Source organism: Aeromonas sp. S15(2024) (assembly GCF_041402265.1).
Classification (GTDB): Bacteria; Pseudomonadota; Gammaproteobacteria; order Enterobacterales; family Aeromonadaceae; genus Aeromonas; species Aeromonas dhakensis.
This window is the reverse complement of sequence record NZ_JBGLQY010000013.1, coordinates 84,824-101,977: the sequence shown is the minus strand read 5'-3', so window position 1 is coordinate 101,977 and position 17,154 is coordinate 84,824. Positions and strand designations below refer to the sequence as shown.

General features: G+C 63.2%; 14 protein-coding genes. 8 read left to right on the top strand and 6 right to left on the bottom strand.

Annotation, left to right across the window (positions count from 1 at the left end):
* The first annotated feature begins 298 nt into the window (after nt 1-298).
* From ACB033_RS20090 to ACB033_RS20080, 3 genes are all read left to right on the top strand, one after another.
* A complete protein-coding gene (locus ACB033_RS20090; RefSeq protein WP_010635790.1) occupies nt 299-865 on the top strand; it encodes an LON peptidase substrate-binding domain-containing protein in 567 nt (188 codons plus the stop codon).
* Nucleotides 866-998: 133 nt separating this feature from the next.
* Nucleotides 999-1,568 (top strand): sigma-70 family RNA polymerase sigma factor, encoded by a 570-nt coding sequence (locus ACB033_RS20085; protein WP_162519803.1) that lies wholly within the window; start codon nt 999-1,001, stop codon nt 1,566-1,568.
* Complete coding sequence (locus ACB033_RS20080) at nt 1,561-2,226, top strand: ChrR family anti-sigma-E factor (RefSeq protein WP_139724407.1); 666 nt, start codon at nt 1,561-1,563, stop codon at nt 2,224-2,226. Before ACB033_RS20085 ends, ACB033_RS20080 begins: the two co-directional genes overlap by 8 nt.
* Nucleotides 2,227-2,287: 61 nt before the next feature.
* Here ACB033_RS20080 and bacA read toward each other — a convergent pair whose 3' ends face one another.
* From bacA to galE, 6 genes are all read right to left on the bottom strand, one after another.
* A complete protein-coding gene (bacA, locus tag ACB033_RS20075) occupies nt 2,288-3,103 on the bottom strand; it encodes an undecaprenyl-diphosphate phosphatase (RefSeq protein WP_139724405.1) in 816 nt (271 codons plus the stop codon).
* A gap of 192 nt (nt 3,104-3,295) precedes the next feature.
* Nucleotides 3,296-4,306: an aldo/keto reductase gene (locus ACB033_RS20070; protein WP_139724403.1), complete on the bottom strand. Its 1,011-nt coding sequence runs from the start codon at nt 4,304-4,306 to the stop codon at nt 3,296-3,298.
* 98 nt (nt 4,307-4,404) lie between these two features.
* Nucleotides 4,405-5,397 carry a galactose-1-epimerase gene (galM, locus tag ACB033_RS20065; RefSeq protein ID WP_139724401.1) on the bottom strand — a complete coding sequence of 331 codons (993 nt, stop codon included), beginning with the start codon at nt 5,395-5,397 and terminating at the stop codon, nt 4,405-4,407.
* Nucleotides 5,398-5,461: 64 nt separating this feature from the next.
* Nucleotides 5,462-6,610 (bottom strand): galactokinase, encoded by a 1,149-nt coding sequence (gene galK / locus ACB033_RS20060; protein WP_019839381.1) that lies wholly within the window; start codon nt 6,608-6,610, stop codon nt 5,462-5,464.
* A complete protein-coding gene (locus tag ACB033_RS20055) occupies nt 6,607-7,653 on the bottom strand; it encodes a UDP-glucose--hexose-1-phosphate uridylyltransferase (protein WP_139724399.1) in 1,047 nt (348 codons plus the stop codon). The genes galK and ACB033_RS20055 overlap by 4 nt, the downstream gene beginning before the upstream one ends.
* A 107-nt stretch (nt 7,654-7,760) precedes the next feature.
* Complete coding sequence (gene galE / locus ACB033_RS20050) at nt 7,761-8,774, bottom strand: UDP-glucose 4-epimerase GalE (protein ID WP_139724397.1); 1,014 nt, start codon at nt 8,772-8,774, stop codon at nt 7,761-7,763.
* Nucleotides 8,775-8,979: 205 nt separating this feature from the next.
* On the opposite strand from galE, the gene ACB033_RS20045 reads away from it, so the two are divergent.
* The 5 genes from ACB033_RS20045 to mglC all read left to right on the top strand — a co-directional run bounded on the left by ACB033_RS20045 (nt 8,980) and on the right by mglC (nt 17,103).
* Nucleotides 8,980-9,984, top strand: a complete 1,005-nt coding sequence (locus tag ACB033_RS20045; RefSeq protein ID WP_017764831.1) for a substrate-binding domain-containing protein — start codon at nt 8,980-8,982, stop codon at nt 9,982-9,984.
* Between the two features lie 218 nt (nt 9,985-10,202).
* Complete coding sequence (locus ACB033_RS20040; RefSeq protein WP_371140717.1) at nt 10,203-13,280, top strand: beta-galactosidase; 3,078 nt, start codon at nt 10,203-10,205, stop codon at nt 13,278-13,280.
* A 234-nt stretch (nt 13,281-13,514) separates the two neighbouring features.
* Nucleotides 13,515-14,501, top strand: a complete 987-nt coding sequence (gene mglB / locus ACB033_RS20035; RefSeq protein ID WP_017787092.1) for a galactose/glucose ABC transporter substrate-binding protein MglB — start codon at nt 13,515-13,517, stop codon at nt 14,499-14,501.
* A gap of 54 nt (nt 14,502-14,555) precedes the next feature.
* Nucleotides 14,556-16,076 (top strand): galactose/methyl galactoside ABC transporter ATP-binding protein MglA, encoded by a 1,521-nt coding sequence (gene mglA, locus ACB033_RS20030; RefSeq protein ID WP_371140716.1) that lies wholly within the window; start codon nt 14,556-14,558, stop codon nt 16,074-16,076.
* Nucleotides 16,077-16,092: 16 nt separating this feature from the next.
* Nucleotides 16,093-17,103, top strand: coding sequence for a galactose/methyl galactoside ABC transporter permease MglC (gene mglC, locus ACB033_RS20025; RefSeq protein WP_017779549.1), 1,011 nt, complete (start codon nt 16,093-16,095; stop codon nt 17,101-17,103).
* Nucleotides 17,104-17,154 lie beyond the last annotated feature (51 nt).

Here is a 17,154-nt window from a genome sequence, read left to right as displayed (position 1 = left end):
TTGCGCGTCGAAAAATGACTGATATATAAGGGCGTGAATTTTACCCGCATCGGCCCGAGAAAACTATAGGGATGACCCGCCGCTCGCGGTCGGGCGGATATTTCACTGCATTTGGCACCAGATCCCAGAATATTGGACGGAAAATACGGTGCTTATCCATTTCTACTGCATATTGAAGCGGCTTGTCCAGGCTATTTTCCCCTGATTGTTAAGGGGTTTTTTATTCCAACTCGTTCTGAATGATCTGCCCCGCCGCCCCGGTCGTATCAACAGGTACCTTTTACCGAGGAATCTGTCGATGAAACTGGCGCTGTTTCCCCTCTCGGCCCACCTGCTGCCCGGTGGCATCATGCCGCTGCGCATCTTCGAGCCCAGATATCAGCGCATGATCGCCGAGGCGGGAGAGCAGGGTTTTGCTATCTGCATGCTGGATCCCCGCCAGCCCGATGCGTTGCGCAACATGTACCCCATCGCCACCCGGGTACGGATCGTCGACTTCGATCAGCTGCCGGACGGTCTGCTCGGCATCACAGTGCTCGGCATGGAGCGGGTCAGGATCACCGATCTGTGGCAGGAGTCGGACGGCTTGCGGGTCGGGGAGGTGGACGTGCTGCCCCCCTGGCGTACCGGCCGGCTCAATGCCGACCAGCACTCGCTGGCCAGGGCGTTGCAGGAGGTGTTCAACGACTATCCGGAATATGCGGCCCTCTACCGCAACCCGGACTGGGACGATGCCAGCTGGGTGGCCCAGCGCTGGCTGGAAGTGCTGCCCATCCCCGTTGAGCAGAAGCAGTGGCTGGTGGCGGCAGAAGACAACCAGCCGGCGCTCTCCCTGCTGAGCGGATTGCTGGTCGCCAGCCACTGAGCCGTTTTTGATGGCAGAGCCGGTGATCCTTTTGCTGCGCCACACGTATTGGCACTCACCACCCTCTTCAAGGCATGGCGCAATGGCATATACTGGCCAATCACAATCGACTCCGTACAGGATATCGCCCCCCATGGATGACCCAGCCGGCGATCTCAAGTCCCTGCTCGTCAGGGTTGCCGAACATGGCGACAAGGTCGCCTTTGCCACCCTGTTCCAGCACTTCGCGCCGCGCATCCGCAGCTATGGGCTGCGCCACCTCGGCAGCGAGGCCAATGCCATGGAGCTGGTGCAGGAGACCATGCTGCTGGTCTGGCAGAAGGCCCGTCTCTACCACCCCGACAAGGGAGCCGCCACCACCTGGATCTACACCGTCATGCGCAACCAGGGCTTCGACATGCTGCGCCGGCGCCGCGCCAGCAAGGAAGAGCTCTGCGCCGAGGAGCTGTGGCCCATGCTGGAGTACAGGGCGGAAGAGGAGCACCTGAGCGGCGGCGAAGACGCTGTGCTGACCCGTCAGATGGCCCACTACCTCGGCACCCTGCCGGAACCGCAGCAGCAGGTGGTGCGCGGCATCTACCTGCAGGAGCTCTCCCAGCAGGAGCTGGCAGACCGGCTCGGCGTGCCGCTCGGCACCATCAAATCCCGCCTCAGACTGGCGTTACAGAAATTGAAGGAACAAGTGGAGCAAGGCCATGATTAAAGCCCATCCCGTTCAGGCCATGTTGCGTGCCTTTGCCGCCGACGAACTGCCCCTGCCGCTGGCCGTCGGCGTCTCCGCCCACTGCGAGCTCTGCCCCGACTGTGCGGCCCGGTTGCGGGCCTGCGAAGAGGAGCTGGCTCGGCAATACCTGACCCCGGCTGAGGAGTGCGAGCCACTGCCGGCAGAGTTCGATGCCATGCTGGCCGGCATCCTGCAGCAGCCGGTGGCCACTGCGGTCGCATTGACCCAGTCGGCGGTGGCTCGGCCCGAGCTGCAGGTGGCGGGCCAGTCGTACCGGTTGCCGCGGGTGCTGGCCTGTCACCACGCCCCCAGCTGGCGCCACATCGGCGCCATCCGGCAGGTGAGCCTGCCGCTCGACGAGCAGGGGGCCCGTGCCAGCCTGCTGCACATAGAGGCGGGTGGCCGCATCCCTGAGCACACTCACAAGGGTTACGAGCTGACCTTGTTGCTGGCCGGCACCATCGAAGATGGCGACACCCGCTATCAGGCGGGGGACTTCATCTGGCGCGATGCCAGCCACGCCCACAGTCCGCACACCCCGGACGGTTGCCTCTGTTACACGGTGCAGGACGCGCCGGTACAGTTCACCAAGGGGCTGTCGCGGCTGCTCAACGGCATCAGCCATCGCCTCTACTGAGCCTTGGCGGCAATAAAAAAAGGGACCCTCGGGTCCCTTTTTGCATGGTGCGCTGACCGGATCAGGCCACGAACACCAGGTAGACGGCGAAGGCCACCACGAAGCGGTAGATGGCGAACGGGATGAAGTCGAGGCGACGGATCAGCGCCAGGAAAGTCTTGATGGCGATCATGGCCACCACGAAGGCGGTGACGAAACCCACCGCGAACATGGGGAAGTCGGCCATGGAGAGGAAATCGCGACTCTTGTAGAGATCCAGCCCGCTGGCCGCCACCATCATGGGCACCGCCAGGATGAAGGAGAACTCGGCCGCCGCCTGACGGCTGATCCCCATCAGCATGCCGCCGCTGATGGTGGCACCGGAGCGGGAGAAGCCGGGCCAGAGCGCCAGGCACTGGAACAGGCCGATGCCGAACGCCTGCTTGTAGCTGATGTCGTCCAGGGTTTCGGAGAGCACTGCCGGGCGAAACTTCTCGGCGATGATCAGCAGGATGCCGCCGGCCACCAGGGCGTACATCACGGTCTGCGGGCCGAACAGATGGGCCTTGATCCAGCTGTGGATGGCGAGGCCGATGACGACGGCGGGCAGCATGCCGAGGATGATGTGCACCAGCGAGAGGGTGGCGTGTCCCTGCGCCGGCTTCTGGCCGAAGTGGATGCCGATGAGGCCAAACAGGCGGCGCCAGAATACGGCGACCACCGCCAGGATGGAACCCATCTGGATCACCACTTCGAAGGTGGCAGCCTTGGGGCCGTCGAAGCCAAGCAGGTGGCCGACGATGATCATGTGGCCGGTGGAGGAGACGGGGAGGAACTCGGTCAGGCCCTCCACTATGCCCAGCACGAAGGCGACAAACAGGGCGTAAGACTCTGTCATGTTTCAGATCTCTTGATTATTGGTCCGGTTGAAGTCGGCCCCGAGCCGAGCCGAGGGCGACCAATGATGGAGGAAAATCGGGCAGGCAACCAGTGAATATTGTGTTGGCGCCAGGCCCCGCCGGCGGGATCGACGGTGAGGTCATTGGTTTTCATTCGGGCCTACATGGCGTTCGGCGCTCAGCGGCCCCGATCAGGCGGGACCCTGCCCGGCCAGGATCCCCTCGATTTGCTGCAGCAGCGCCGCATCCAGCGGGGGCTGGGCCTGGGCCTCCACCGCGCTGACAATCTGCTGCGGGCTGCTGGCACCGATCAGGGCGCAGCTCACCACTGAGTCGCGCAGGACCCACTGCAGCGCCAGTTGCGACAGTGGTTGGCCCCGCTGCTGCGCCAGCGCATGCAGGGCACGGATGGTGGCCAGCTTGTCGGCGGTGATCTGCTCGGGCTTGAGGAAGGGGCTGGCGCTGGCGGCGCGCGAATCCGCTGGAATGCCCGCCAGGTAGCGATCGCTCAGCAGTCCGCCCGCCAGCGGCGAGAAGGCGACCACCCCCATGCTGTGCTCGCGGCAGACCGGCAGGGTTTCAGCCTCGATGTCGCGCTGAAAGAGGGAGTATTTGAGCTGGTTGACCAGGCAGGGGGTGCCCAGCTCCGCCAGCCGGGCGGCGGCCTGCGCGGCGAGCAGGGCCGGGTAGTTGGAGAGGCCGACGTAGAGCGCCTTGCCCTGACGTACCATCAAGGCCAGCGCCTGACAGGTCTCCTCCAGCGGGGTGCGCGGGTCCGGCCTGTGGTGATAGAAGATGTCCACGTAGTCGAGACCGAGCCGGCGCAGGCTCTGGTGCAGGCTGGCAAACAGGTATTTGGCGCTGCCGCCATCGCCATAGGGGCCATCCCACATGATGTATCCCGCCTTGCTGGCGATGATGAGCTCGTCTCGATAGGGCGCCAGGCTCCCCTTGAGCAGCCTGCCGAAGGTTTGCTCGGCCGACCCCGGCGGCGGCCCGTAGTTGTTGGCCAGATCGAAGTGGGTGATACCCAGATCGAACGCCTGGTGCATCATGGCTTTCGCGGTGGCGGGATCGCTCTCGGCGCCGAAGTTGTGCCAGAGGCCGAGAGCTATGCCGGGCAGGCGCAGGCCGTGACGACCGGCGGGTCGATAGGGCTGGCGCTGGTAACGGTCGGGGGCGGCGAGGTAGTGATCATCCATAACGACTCCTTGCGTGGGATTGTTTGCGAGCGGATGTGAGGGGTGACCCCGAGCCCTCTTCGCTCGGCATGTCTGCGCGGGAGAAGAGGGGGCCGGGGTCAGCTGGCAGCGATGAAGCGATAGCGGGTCTGGTGGCGATAGGTCTGCCCCGGCAACAGCCAGGGATCGCCCAGCTCGGGCCGGTTGGGGCTGTCCGGTAGCTGCTGGGCCTCCAGACAGAAGCCGGCGTGATCCCGATGGAGCCGGCCATCGCGTGCCGGCGTATTGGCCAGCCAGTTGCCGCTGTAGAACTGCAGCGAAGGCTGGTTGGTGTAGACCTCCATCGCCAGCTGACGATCCCCCGAGACCACCCGCGCCGCCCACTCGGCGCTTGGCCCGTTGAGCACAAAGGCGTGATCGTACCCCTTGGCCTGTTGCTGCTGGGGGTGGCTCAGCCAATCTTGTCCGATCAGGCGTTCGCGGCGCAGATCGAACGGCCCCTCCACCGGTGTGATCGCGAGCGGCAGACCGCTTTGGTCGGTGGGCAGGAAACGGTCGGCGTTGAGGTGGATGAGGTGGTCGCGCACATCGCCACCGTCCGGGTTGTCGTCGAGATTGAAGTAGGTGTGGCTGGTGAGGCTGACCGGGGTCGCGGCATCCGTGCTGGCGACGCAATCCACCACCAGATCGCACTGCTCCAGCCGGTACTCCAGCATGACCCGCAGGTTGCCGGGAAAGCCCTGATCCCCGCTACGGGAGAGCAGGGTCAGTCTGACCCGGTCCGCCTCCCGCTCCTTGATCTGCCAGTGCTGGCGATGAAACCCCGCCCGTCCGCCGTGCAGGCAGTGGGGCGGCTGGTTGGCATCCAGCGGCCAGCGCTGGCCGTCGCGCAGCAGCTCGGCGTTGCCGATGCGGTTGGCAAAGCGTCCCGCCACCGCCCCCAGCCATACCTGTTGAGCGGGATAGGCCTCATCGGCGCAGCCCAGCAGCACTTCACGGCGCCCACCCGCCACCGGCAGGGTGAGGGAGGTGAGGGTGGCCCCGAAGTCGAGGCCGCGCAGGCGCAGCCCCTCCTCGTTTTCCAGCTCGAACGGGATCATGGCATCGCTCATAGTTTGCCTGCACCGGCGTTACCGAGCCGGCAGACATGGCCGTCGGCCTGCATCATCAATGGGCTCATAGTTTTCCCGCCCCCGCGCTGGCGCGGCAGACGTAGCTGTCGGCCTTGAGGCCGAAGCGGGCCGGGTACTCGGCATCGACCGCGGCGATCACCTCGGCCACTTTCTCTGGGCGCAGCAGGGCGACCACGCAGCCACCGAAGCCGCCACCGGTCATCCGCACGCCGCCCTCGGTACCGATCCTGGCCTTGATGATCTCCACCAGACCGTCGATGGCGGGCACGGTGATTTCGAAGTCATCGCGCATGGCGGCGTGGGAGTCGGCCATCAGCTCGCCGAGGCGCACCAGATCCCCCTGCGCCAACGCGTCGGCGGCGGCCAGGGTGCGGCTGTTGTCGCCCACAACGTGACGAGCACGGCGGTAGCAGACCTCATCCAGCCCGGCCTTGCCCGCTTCCAGCGCCGCCAGATCGAGATCGCGCAGCGCCTTGACCCCGTAGTGACGAGCGGCGGCTTCGCACTGCTGACGACGGGTGTTGTATTCGCTGTCCACCAGACCGCGACGGACGTTGGAGTTGACGATCAGCACCGCCAGGTCGGTGGGCATGGGGATGAGGCGGGTCTCCAGCGAACGGCAGTCGAGCAGCAGGGCGTGATCCTGTTTGCCGCTGGCGGAGATCATCTGGTCCATGATGCCGCAGTTGCAGCCGACGAACTGGTTCTCCGCCTGCTGGCCGTTGAGGGCAATCTCGGCCTGGCTGATGGTGAGCCCCAGCGCCTCCTTGAAGGCCTGGCCGATGGCCACCTCCAGCGAGGCGGAAGAGGAGAGGCCGGCTCCCTGCGGCACGTTGCCGGAGACCACCAGATTGAGGCCGCGCAGGGGATAGCCGCGCTCCTGCAGGTACTTCACCACCCCGCGGATGTAGTCGCTCCAGCGCTGGTCGGCATGATGATTGATGGGCTGGCCGAGATCGAACAGGTCGCGCTGGTTGCCATAGTCGGCGGCGATCACGTGCACCAGGCTGTCATCGCGCAGGCCGATGGCGACGCAGGTCTCGTAGTCGATGGCGCAGGGCAGCACGAAGCCGTCGTTGTAGTCGGTGTGCTCGCCGATGAGGTTGACGCGGCCGGGGGCCCGCACCAGCAGGTCGGGTTGTTGCTCAAACTGCTCGGCAAAGACGGCGCTGACGCGCTGGCTCGGGGTCATGGGGTCACCTCATTGGCTTTGTAATGAACGGGGGAAAGGGTACGCAGGCGCTCCGCGGTTTGCTCCGGGGTAAGGTCGCGCTGGGTTTCGGCCAGCATCTCGAAGCCCACCATGAATTTGCGCACCGTGGCGGAGCGCAGCAGGGGCGGATAGAAGTGGGCATGCAGTTGCCACGCCTCTGGGCAGTCGGAGCGGGGCGGCGCAAAGTGCCAGCCCATGGAGTAGGGAAAGCTGCACTCGAACAGGTTGTCGTAGCGGCTGGTGAGCTCCTTGAGCGCGATGGCCAGATCCTGCTGCAGCTCTGGGGTGAGGTCGAGCAGAGAGGGGACATGGCGCTTGGGCAGCAGCAGGGTTTCGAACGGCCAGGCCGCCCAGAAGGGCACTACCGCCAGCCAGTGTTCGGTCTCCACCACGATGCGGGAGCGATCCTGCAGCTCCCGCTCCACGTAGTCGACCAGCAGCGGGCGGCCATGTTCCGCCAGCCAGGCGCGCTGGTGCTGCTCTTCGCGGGCAATTTCATTGGGCAGGAAGTCGCTCCCCCACAGCTGACCGTGGGGATGCGGGTTGGAGCAGCCCATGACGGCGCCCTTGTTTTCAAACACCTGCACCCACTCCCACTGGGCCGACAGCTCGGCCACCTGCTCCATCCAGGTGGTGATCACCTGCTCGATGGCGGGCAGAGGCAGCTCGGGCAGGGTCTTGCCGTGATCCGGCGAGAAGCAGATGACCCGGCTGGTGCCGCGAGCGGCTTCCAGCTTGAGCAGGGGATCCTGCTCGCCACTGGCGGCCGGGGTGTCCTGCATCAGGGCAGCGAAGTCGTTGGTAAAGACGAAGGTATCCCGATAGTCGGGATTCTGGTCACCGGTGACGCGCTTGTTGCCGGCACAGAGGAAGCAGTCGGGGTCATGGGCCTGGCTCGGTGCCTGGCTCACCTTCTCGACCTGGCCCTGCCAGGGGCGCTTGGCTCTATGAGGGGAGACCAGCACGTATTGGCCGGTCAGCGGGTTGAAACGACGGTGGGGGTGATCAACCGGGTTGAACATCATCACTCCTCAAGCTCAATAAAAGGAATTGCGGGCAGGGATGAGGGCGGGTGCGCCCCTCATCTGTGGCCCTTCCCCCACAACGGGAGAAGGGAGCAAAACGGACATCACGCCTCATACCCCTGCGGGTTGGCGGATTGCCAGCGCCAGCTGTCGGCGCACATGGCGGCCAGATCCCGCCGGGCACGCCAGCCCAGCTCGCGCTCGGCCCTGGCGGGATCGGCCCAGCATTCGGCGATGTCGCCGGGGCGTCTTGGTTCGATGCGATAGGGCAAGGGGCGACCGCTGGCCGCCTCGAACGCCGCCACCATCTGCAGCACGCTCTGGCCCTGGCCCGTACCCAGGTTGTAGACGTGCACGCCGCCCTTGCTGGCGCAGTGCTGCAACGCCTTGACGTGCCCTTCGGCCAGATCCATCACGTGGATGTAGTCACGCACACCTGTGCCGTCGACGGTGGGGTAATCGTTACCAAAGATGGAAAGGCAGTCGCGCCGGCCGATGGCGACCTGGGTCAAAAACGGCATCAGGTTGTTGGGGATCCCCTGGGGATCCTCCCCCATGGTGCCCGACTCGTGGGCGCCGACCGGGTTGAAGTAGCGCAGCAGGGTCATGCTCCAGTGCGGCTCGGCCCGCTGCAGATCCTCGAGGATCTCTTCGATGATCAGCTTGGATCGGCCGTAGGGATTGGTGGCGCTGCGCGGGAAATCTTCCCGGATGGGCGTGCTGGCCGGGTCACCGTAGACGGTGGCCGACGAGCTGAACACCAGGTTGTGGACGCCGGCCCGCTTCATCGCCTGCAGCAATACCAGGGTGCCGCTCAGGTTGTTCTCGTAGTAGTCGAGGGGGATGCGGGTGGACTCGCCGACAGCCTTGAGGGCGGCGAAGTGGATCACGGCATCGATCCTTTGCTCGCTGAAGATGCGATCCAGCAGGAGCGGGTCACGGATGTCCCCCTGATAGAAGCGGGGCTCGCGCCCGCTGATGGCGGCGATGCGGGCCAGTACGCCGGCCTTGCTGTTGCAGAGGTTGTCCACCACCACGGGCTCCATGCCGGCCGCCTGCAGTGCCAGGCAGGTGTGGCTGCCGATGTAACCGCAGCCGCCGGTGACCAGTACTTTCATCCTCATCTCCACGCTCAAAAAAAGCCTGTGAAGGAGTCTAGCCGAGGGGCTGGCGGGCAAACTGTGAACTGGCTAACAAATATGTGTAAACGATTACACTTGTTTTGGTGGTCATCATTTCAGCAATATGGTTTTTCCCCCTGTTATCAGTGACATTGCTCGGTATAATGGCCTAGTCCCGAACCGTGAAATAAGTGAAAACAACATGAGTACCATCAAGGATGTCGCCCGTTTGGCCAACGTATCGGTGGCAACGGTTTCACGGGTGATGAACAACTCACCCAAGGCCAGCGCCGCCTCCCGCGAGGTAGTGCTGAAAGCCATGGCCGAACTGGGCTACACCCCCAATGCCAACGCACGGGCGCTGGTCAGCCAGACCTGCGACACCATGGGCGTGCTGGTGGGCGACGTGGCGGATCCCTTCTTCGGCGCCCTGGTCAAGGGGGTCGCCGCGGTGGCGGTGGAACAGGGGCTGCACCTGTTGATGGGTAATGGTTTTCACACGGCACGGCAGGAGCGCGAATCCATCGAGCTGCTGATCGGCAAGCGCTGCGAGGCGCTGGTGGTGCACAGCAAGGCGCTGAGCGACGAGGAGCTGATCGACTATGCGCTGCGGGTGCCCGGCATGGTGCTGATCAACCGCGACATCCCGGCACTCAAGGGGCGCTGCATTGCCCTCAACAACCGGCAGGGGGCTGCCACGGCGACCCGGCATCTGCTGGAGCTGGGCCACCGTCACATCGCCTTCCTGAGCTCCGATCACGCCATCGAGGATGCCATCCTGCGGCTGCAGGGCTATCAGGATGCGCTGGCCGAGGCGGGCGTGCGCGCCGACCCCGAGCTGGTGGAGAGCGGCATGCCCAACGAGGAGGGCGGCGAGCGGGCCATGCTCAACCTGCTGGCCAAGGGGCTGCCCATCACGGCCGTGGTGGCCTACAACGATGCTATGGCGGCGGGGGCCATCTCGGTGCTGGCGGACAACGGCCTCAAGGTGCCGGAGGAGGTGTCGGTGGTGGGCTTCGATGACATCATCTATGCCAGATACCTGCGCCCCAAGCTCTCCACCATGCGCTACCCGGTTGAACTGATGGCAGCCCAGGCGGCCAAGCTGGCCCTGCAGCTGGCAGCGGGCGAAAGCGAGGTGGTACAGAGCCGCATTTACACCCCGACTCTGATCAACCGCCACTCGGTGGCACCCGTTCGAAGCTGATCCCTTTCATTTACCTCCGTTTATCGCTCCGGATCGCCGTTTTTGAGGCGCTCGATCCGGAGCCTTGGTCTTTTACCTGCATTTAGCGCATTTTTACCCTGTTTTACTTAACAAATTCAGTGTAATCGTTTACATCTGTGTGAGCGGGATCGCCGATCACCGGGCAAATCTCCCCTACACTGCATACGTTTTCGGCGTTCATGCAGGGAGAGAGACGAATGCTCAGGGAGATAGTGGCCCGTCAGGACTGGCAGACCCAGGCGATTACCGCGGTGAATCGGCTGCCCGCCCATACCCCCTTGTTCAGCTGGCGCAACGAAGCCGAGGCGCGGGATGATCTCGCCTCGCCTTCGCGCACCCTGCTGGATGGGGAATGGCGCTTCTCCTTCTTCGCGGCGCCCGAGCGGGTGCCGGAGCAGTGGCTGGCGCAGGATCTGCCGGATGCCTGTCCCATCCAGGTGCCGGGCAACTGGCAGCTGGCTGCGGCCTACCCAGGGTTGCGGCCTGCGACGGATGTACCCATCTACACCAACATCAAGTATCCCTTCCCGTGCGATCCACCGCGGGTGCCGGCCGAGAATCCCACCGGCTGCTACTCCCGCGAGTTCAGCGTGCCAGCCGACTGGCTTGCCAGCGGTCAGACCCGGATCATCTTCGACGGGGTGGACAGCGCTTTTCACCTCTTCTGCAACGGTCGCTGGGTCGGTTACTCCCAGGACAGCCGGCTGCCCGCCGAGTTCGATCTGACCCCCTTCCTGCAGGCCGGCGACAACCGGCTGGCAGTGCTGGTGCTGCGCTGGTCCGACGGCTCCTATCTGGAAGATCAGGACATGTGGCGCATGAGCGGCATTTTCCGCTCCGTCAGCCTGCTGCACAAACCGGCTCGTCATCTGATGGATATCCGGGTAACGCCCGAGCTCGACGCCTGCTACCGGGATGCCCGCCTCAAGATCGCATTGCAGGTGGCCAATGGGACCGGCCTGTCGGTGGTGGCCAATCTCTATGACGGCGGCGAGCGGGTGGCGACCCTGCGCCAGCAAATCGGCACGCAAGCCATTGACGAGAAAGGGGCGTATGACGATCGCGCCGAGTGCTGGCTCGAGGTGGCGACCCCGCGCAAATGGAGCGCCGAGACCCCCCACCTCTATCGCCTCACCCTGACCCTGCTGGACGAGCAGGGAGAGCCCATCGAGAGCGAAGCCTGTGATGTGGGCTTTCGGGCGGTAGAGATCCGTGGTGGCCTGCTGCGGGTGAACGGCCAGCCGCTGCTGATCCGTGGCGCCAACCGCCACGAGCATCACCCCGCAACGGGCCATGTGGTGACCCCCGCCGCCATCGAGCAGGATCTGCTGTTGATGAAGCAGCACAACTTCAACGCGGTGCGCTGTTCCCACTACCCCAATCACTCCGAGCTTTATCGGCTGTGCGACCGGCTCGGCCTCTACGTGGTGGACGAGGCAAACCTGGAGACCCACGGCATGACCCCCATGGGGCGGCTGGCGCGGGATCCCGCCTGGAGCAACGCCTTCCTGGAGCGGGTGACCCGCATGGTGGCCCGCGACTTCAACCACCCCAGCATCATCATCTGGTCCCTTGGCAACGAGTCGGGCTACGGCCCGGCCCACGATGCCATGTATGGCTGGGTCAAGCGGGCGGATCCGAGCCGTCCTTTGCAATACGAAGGGGGTGGGGCCGATACGCCGGCCACCGACATCATCTGCCCTATGTATGCCCGTACCCATCAGGATCAGCCTTTCCCGGCGGTACCCAAGTGGGCGCTGGCCAAGTGGATTGGCCTGCCGGGCGAGACCCGCCCGCTGATCCTGTGTGAATACGCCCACGCCATGGGCAACAGCCTGGGGGGCTATGCCCACTACTGGCAGGCATTTCGCGATCATCCGCGGCTGCAGGGTGGTTTTGTCTGGGATTGGGTCGATCAGGGACTGGACAAGCTGACCGATGACGGCCGCCATTTCTGGGCCTATGGCGGTGATTTCGGCGATACCCCGAATGATCGCCAGTTCTGCTGCAACGGTTTGGTGTTCCCTGACCGCACCCCCCATCCCGCCCTGTTTGAGGCAAAACGTGCCCAACAGCCGTTCGGGTTGAGGCTGCTCGAGCGCCAGCCGCTGACGGTCGAGATCCGCAGCGAATACCTGTTTCGCGAGACGGACAACGAGCGGCTGCAGTGGCGGCTGTGCGAAGACGGCGTGGTGGTGAGCCAGGGTGAATGCCCACTCACCCTGGCACCGCAGGGCTGCGTGACGCTGACCCTGCTGGAGCAGTTGCCGGCCTTTGCGCCGGGGGGGCTCGCCTGGCTGGATCTCGCCATCGTGCAGCCCGCCGCCACGGCCTGGTCAGCGGCCGGTCACGAGGTGGCGCGCCAGCAATGCATGTTGCCTGCACCGCTTGCACTGCCCGCTACCCGCACGCCGGCCACCTTCATCGAGCTGACGGATGGCTGGCAGATCCGGGCGGCCAACAGCGAGTGGCGGCTGGACAAGACCAGCGGCCGCATCCACAGCTGGCACAAGCTGGGGCGCGAGCAGCTGAAGGAGGCCATCGCCGATCACTTCTATCGGGCGCCGCTCGACAACGACATCGGCACCAGCGAGGCGGACCACGCCGATCCCAACGCCTGGATTGCCCGCTGGCAGGCGGCCGGGCTCAATGAGTTGCAGCATCGCTGCCTCGAGCTGGTAGTGAGCCCTGACCAAGGGACTGTGACGGTGCGTCACGGCTACTTCGTCGGCGAGGCGCTCAAGCTGCTGACCCTCTGGCGTCACGCCTTCGATCAGGATGGTGCCATGCACCTCGCCATCGAGGTGGAGGTGGCAGCCGAGATGCCCTCTCTGCCGCGCATCGGCGCCCGGCTCTGGCTGGCCGACGAGGTGCTGGCGGCAGGGGAGGAGGTGAGCTGGCTGGGGCGCGGTTCGCACGAGAACTATCCGGATCGCCTGCTGGCTGCCGACCTCGGTCGCTGGCAGTCGTCGCTCGATGCGCTGCACACCGCGTATGTGTTCCCGACCGACAACGGGCTGTGCTGTGACACCCGTCAGCTGCGATTCGGCTCCGTAGAGGTCGAGGGGCTGTTTCATTTCAGCCTGAGCCGTTTCAGTCAGCAGCAGTTGGCCCTGGCTCGTCACCAGACCGATCTGGTGGCCGCAGGCGGGATCCATCTCTGTCTGGATGGTTTTCATATGGGCATTGGTGGTGATGACTCCTGGAGCCAGAGCGTACGACCGGAATATTGGCTGCAACCAGGCAGCTACTATTGGAACTGTGTTCTACGCTGAACCTGAGCGATTGCTTAACAAGAAAGAGTCCCGTTCAGAGCCGCAACGTTACCAGTTAAGTATAACCATATGAATTTTAATTGATTTGTTGCTATGTAACAGAGTGTAAACGTTTTCATTTTGTTGTCATGATCACAGATCGATATACAACAAACTGATTACATTAGGCTGGCGCCAGTTCACTTGGTGTACAGCATTCCCTACAAAAACAGATAGAGAGATCGGAGCATAACAATGAAAAAGATCACGACCATTGCCGCCGTACTGATGAGCCTGATGGCAGGAGCCACCGCCCATGCCGAAACCCGTATCGGGGTGACCGTCTACAAATACGACGACAACTTCATGGCGGTAGTGCGCAAGGCAATCGAGAAGGAAGCGGCTGCCAATCCGGGGGTGGAGCTGCTGATGAACGACTCCCAGAATGACCAGTCCAAGCAGAACGACCAGATCGACGTGCTGCTGGCCAAGGGGGTGAAGGCGCTGGCCATCAACCTGGTTGACCCGGCAGCGGCCCCGGTCGTGATCGAGAAAGCCCGTGGCGAGGATGTGCCCGTGGTGTTCTACAACAAGGAGCCCAATGCCGCCGATCTGGCCAGTTATGACAAGGCCTACTACGTGGGTACCGATTCCAAGGAGTCTGGCATCATCCAGGGTCAGCTGATCGCCAAGCACTGGAAAGCCAACCCGGCCTGGGATCTCAACAAGGATGGCGTCATCCAGTTCGTGCTGCTGAAGGGCGAGCCGGGTCACCCGGATGCCGAAGCCCGTACCACCTACGTCATCAAGACCCTGAACGATGGCGGCATCAAGACAGAGCAGCTGCACATGGATACCGGTATGTGGGATACCGCCATGGCCAAGGACAAGATGGACGCCTGGATCTCCGGCCCGAACGCCAACAAGATCGAAGTGGTCATCGCCAACAACGATGGCATGGCGATGGGCGCCGTGGAGTCGCTGAAGGCTCAGGGCAAGACCGCCATCCCGGTGTTCGGCGTGGATGCACTGCCTGAAGCGCTGGCGCTGGTCAAAAGCGGTGCCATGGCCGGTACCGTGCTGAACGATGCCGCCAACCAGGCCAAAGCCACTTTTGAGCTGACCAAGAACCTGGCTGAAGGCAAACCGGCCGGTGAAGGCACCAGCTGGAACATCGTCAACAAGGTTGTGCGCGTTCCCTACGTTGGTGTCGATGCTGACAACCTGTCCAAATTCGAATAATTCCCTCCTCCCGGGCAAGGGGTCTCCCCTTGCCCTCAGTTTCAACCAGATGTGATGGCTGATATGACAACACAGCAACAATCAGAATGGCTGTTGGAGATGATTGACGTCAGTAAAAGCTTTCCCGGCGTCAAGGCACTCGATAATGTCAATTTACGGGTCCGTCCTCATTCTGTGCATGCGTTGATGGGCGAGAACGGGGCAGGGAAATCGACACTGCTCAAGTGCTTGTTCGGCATTTACGAGAAGGATGAGGGCAAGATCTTCTTCAAGGGGCAGGAGATCAACTTCACCTCCTCCAAGGAGGCGCTGGAGAACGGTGTCTCCATGGTGCATCAGGAGCTGAACCTGGTGCTGCAGCGCTCCGTGATGGACAACATGTGGCTCGGTCGCTATCCGACCAAGGGGCTGTTCGTCGACCACGGCAAGATGTATCAGGACACCAAGCATATCTTCGACGAGCTGGACATCGACATAGACCCGCGGGTCAAGGTCGGTACCCTCTCCGTCTCCCAGATGCAGATGATCGAGATCGCCAAGGCGTTCTCCTACGATGCCAAGATCGTCATCATGGACGAGCCCACCTCCTCGCTGACCGAGAAAGAGGTGAGCCACCTTTTCAAGATCATCAACAAGCTCAAGGATAAGGGCTGCGGCATCGTCTATATCTCCCACAAGATGGAAGAGATCTTCCAGCTCTGTGACGAGATCACCATATTGCGGGATGGCCAGTGGGTGGCGACCCAGCCGCTCAAGGGCATGACCATGGATCAGATCATCGGCATGATGGTCGGTCGCGAGCTCACCCAGCGCTTCCCGGAGAAGACCAACCAGCCGAAAGAGGTGATCCTCGAGGTCGAGCACCTGACGGCGAAGAACCAGCCCTCCATCCAGGACATCACCTTCAACCTGCACAAGGGGGAGATCCTCGGGGTGGCCGGGTTGGTGGGGGCCAAGCGGACCGACATCGTCGAGACCCTGTTCGGCATTCGCGACCGCAGCGAGGGTTCCATTAAGCTGCACGGCAAAGAGGTGGCCAACCACAACGCCCACGAGGCGATCCGCAACGGTTTTGCGCTGGTGACCGAGGAGCGCCGCTCCACCGGCATCTATTCGCGCCTCGACATCGCCTTCAACTCCCTGATCGCCAATATGGACAACTACAAGGGCTCCATGGGGCTGCTCAGCGACAACAAGATGAAGAGCGACACCCAGTGGGTCATCGACTCCATGCGGGTCAAGACGCCGACCCAGCAGACCCAGATCGGCTCCCTCTCGGGGGGCAACCAGCAGAAGGTGATCATCGGCCGCTGGCTGCTGACCCAGCCGGAGATCCTGATGCTGGACGAACCGACCCGCGGCATCGACGTGGGGGCCAAGTTCGAGATCTACCAGCTCATCCTGGAGCTGGCGAAGAAGGATAAAGGCATCATCATCATCTCGTCGGAAATGCCCGAACTGCTCGGCATCACGGATCGCATCATGGTGATGAGCAATGGCCGGGTCGCCGGGATCGTCAATACCAAAGAAACTGACCAGAGCGAGATACTGCGCCTGGCATCTCTGTACCTCTAGAGACAGGAAGACATTTATGGAGTCGGCTAAAAATTTCAATCTGATGCGGGCACTCAAGGAGAACGGCATCTACGTGGTGCTGCTGGTGCTGCTCATGATCATCGTGATCAAGGAACCCTCCTTCCTGAGTCTCACCAACTTCAGCAACATCCTGACCCAGTCTTCGGTGCGGGTCATTATCGCGCTCGGGGTGGCTGGCATCATCATCACCCAGGGGACGGATCTGTCGGCCGGTCGTCAGGTCGGTCTGGCGGCGCTCATCGCGGCGACCATGCTGCAGGCGCTGACCAACGTCAACAAGGTGTTCCCCAGTCTGGGCGAGGTACCCATTCCGGCGGTGATCCTGCTGGTGTGCGCAGTGGGTGCCCTGATTGGCCTGGTCAACGGCCTCATCGTGGCCTATCTGAACGTCACCCCGTTCATTACCACCCTGGGCACCATGATCATCGTCTACGGCATCAACTCCCTCTACTTTGACTCGGTAGGGGCTTCGCCGGTGGCCGGTTTTGACCCCCGTTTCTCCAGCTTCGCGCAGGGGTTCATCAAGCTGGGTGGCTTCAAGCTATCCTATCTGACCTTCTACGCCGCCATCGCCAGCGTGTTCGTCTGGGTACTGTGGAACAAGACCCGCTTTGGCAAGAACATCTTCGCCATCGGCGGCAACCCGGAAGCGGCCAAGGTCTCCGGTGTCAATGTGGCGGTCAATCTGGTGATGATCTATGCGCTGGCGGGGGTCTTCTACGCCTTCGGCGGTATGCTGGAAGCAGGCCGGATCGGCAGCGCCACCAACAACCTGGGCTTCATGTACGAGCTCGATGCCATCGCCGCCTGCGTGGTGGGCGGGGTGTCGTTTGCGGGTGGCGTGGGTACGGTTGCAGGGGTGATCACCGGCGTGCTCATCTTCACGCTGATCAACTATGGTTTGACCTATATCGGCGTCAGCCCTTACTGGCAGTTCATCATCAAGGGCGGCATCATCATTCTGGCGGTGGCACTGGACTCTATGAAGTACGCCAAGAAGAAATAACGATTGGCAGGGAGGGCTGGCAGTGCCGGCCCTCTCTTCTGGAGGGATCCC

Coding starts and splice junctions, on each gene's coding strand:
- galM (WP_139724401.1), bottom strand. CDS start 5,397: ATGAGCGATGCCATGATCCCGTTCGAGCTGGAAAACGAGGAGGGGCTG.
- ACB033_RS20090 (WP_010635790.1), top strand. CDS start 299: ATGAAACTGGCGCTGTTTCCCCTCTCGGCCCACCTGCTGCCCGGTGGC.
- ACB033_RS20070 (WP_139724403.1), bottom strand. CDS start 4,306: ATGGATGATCACTACCTCGCCGCCCCCGACCGTTACCAGCGCCAGCCC.
- ACB033_RS20040 (WP_371140717.1), top strand. CDS start 10,203: ATGCTCAGGGAGATAGTGGCCCGTCAGGACTGGCAGACCCAGGCGATT.
- galE (WP_139724397.1), bottom strand. CDS start 8,774: ATGAAAGTACTGGTCACCGGCGGCTGCGGTTACATCGGCAGCCACACC.
- bacA (WP_139724405.1), bottom strand. CDS start 3,103: ATGACAGAGTCTTACGCCCTGTTTGTCGCCTTCGTGCTGGGCATAGTG.
- ACB033_RS20085 (WP_162519803.1), top strand. CDS start 999: ATGGATGACCCAGCCGGCGATCTCAAGTCCCTGCTCGTCAGGGTTGCC.
- mglA (WP_371140716.1), top strand. CDS start 14,556: ATGGCTGATATGACAACACAGCAACAATCAGAATGGCTGTTGGAGATG.
- ACB033_RS20080 (WP_139724407.1), top strand. CDS start 1,561: ATGATTAAAGCCCATCCCGTTCAGGCCATGTTGCGTGCCTTTGCCGCC.
- mglB (WP_017787092.1), top strand. CDS start 13,515: ATGAAAAAGATCACGACCATTGCCGCCGTACTGATGAGCCTGATGGCA.
- mglC (WP_017779549.1), top strand. CDS start 16,093: ATGGAGTCGGCTAAAAATTTCAATCTGATGCGGGCACTCAAGGAGAAC.
- ACB033_RS20045 (WP_017764831.1), top strand. CDS start 8,980: ATGAGTACCATCAAGGATGTCGCCCGTTTGGCCAACGTATCGGTGGCA.
- galK (WP_019839381.1), bottom strand. CDS start 6,610: ATGACCCCGAGCCAGCGCGTCAGCGCCGTCTTTGCCGAGCAGTTTGAG.
- ACB033_RS20055 (WP_139724399.1), bottom strand. CDS start 7,653: ATGTTCAACCCGGTTGATCACCCCCACCGTCGTTTCAACCCGCTGACC.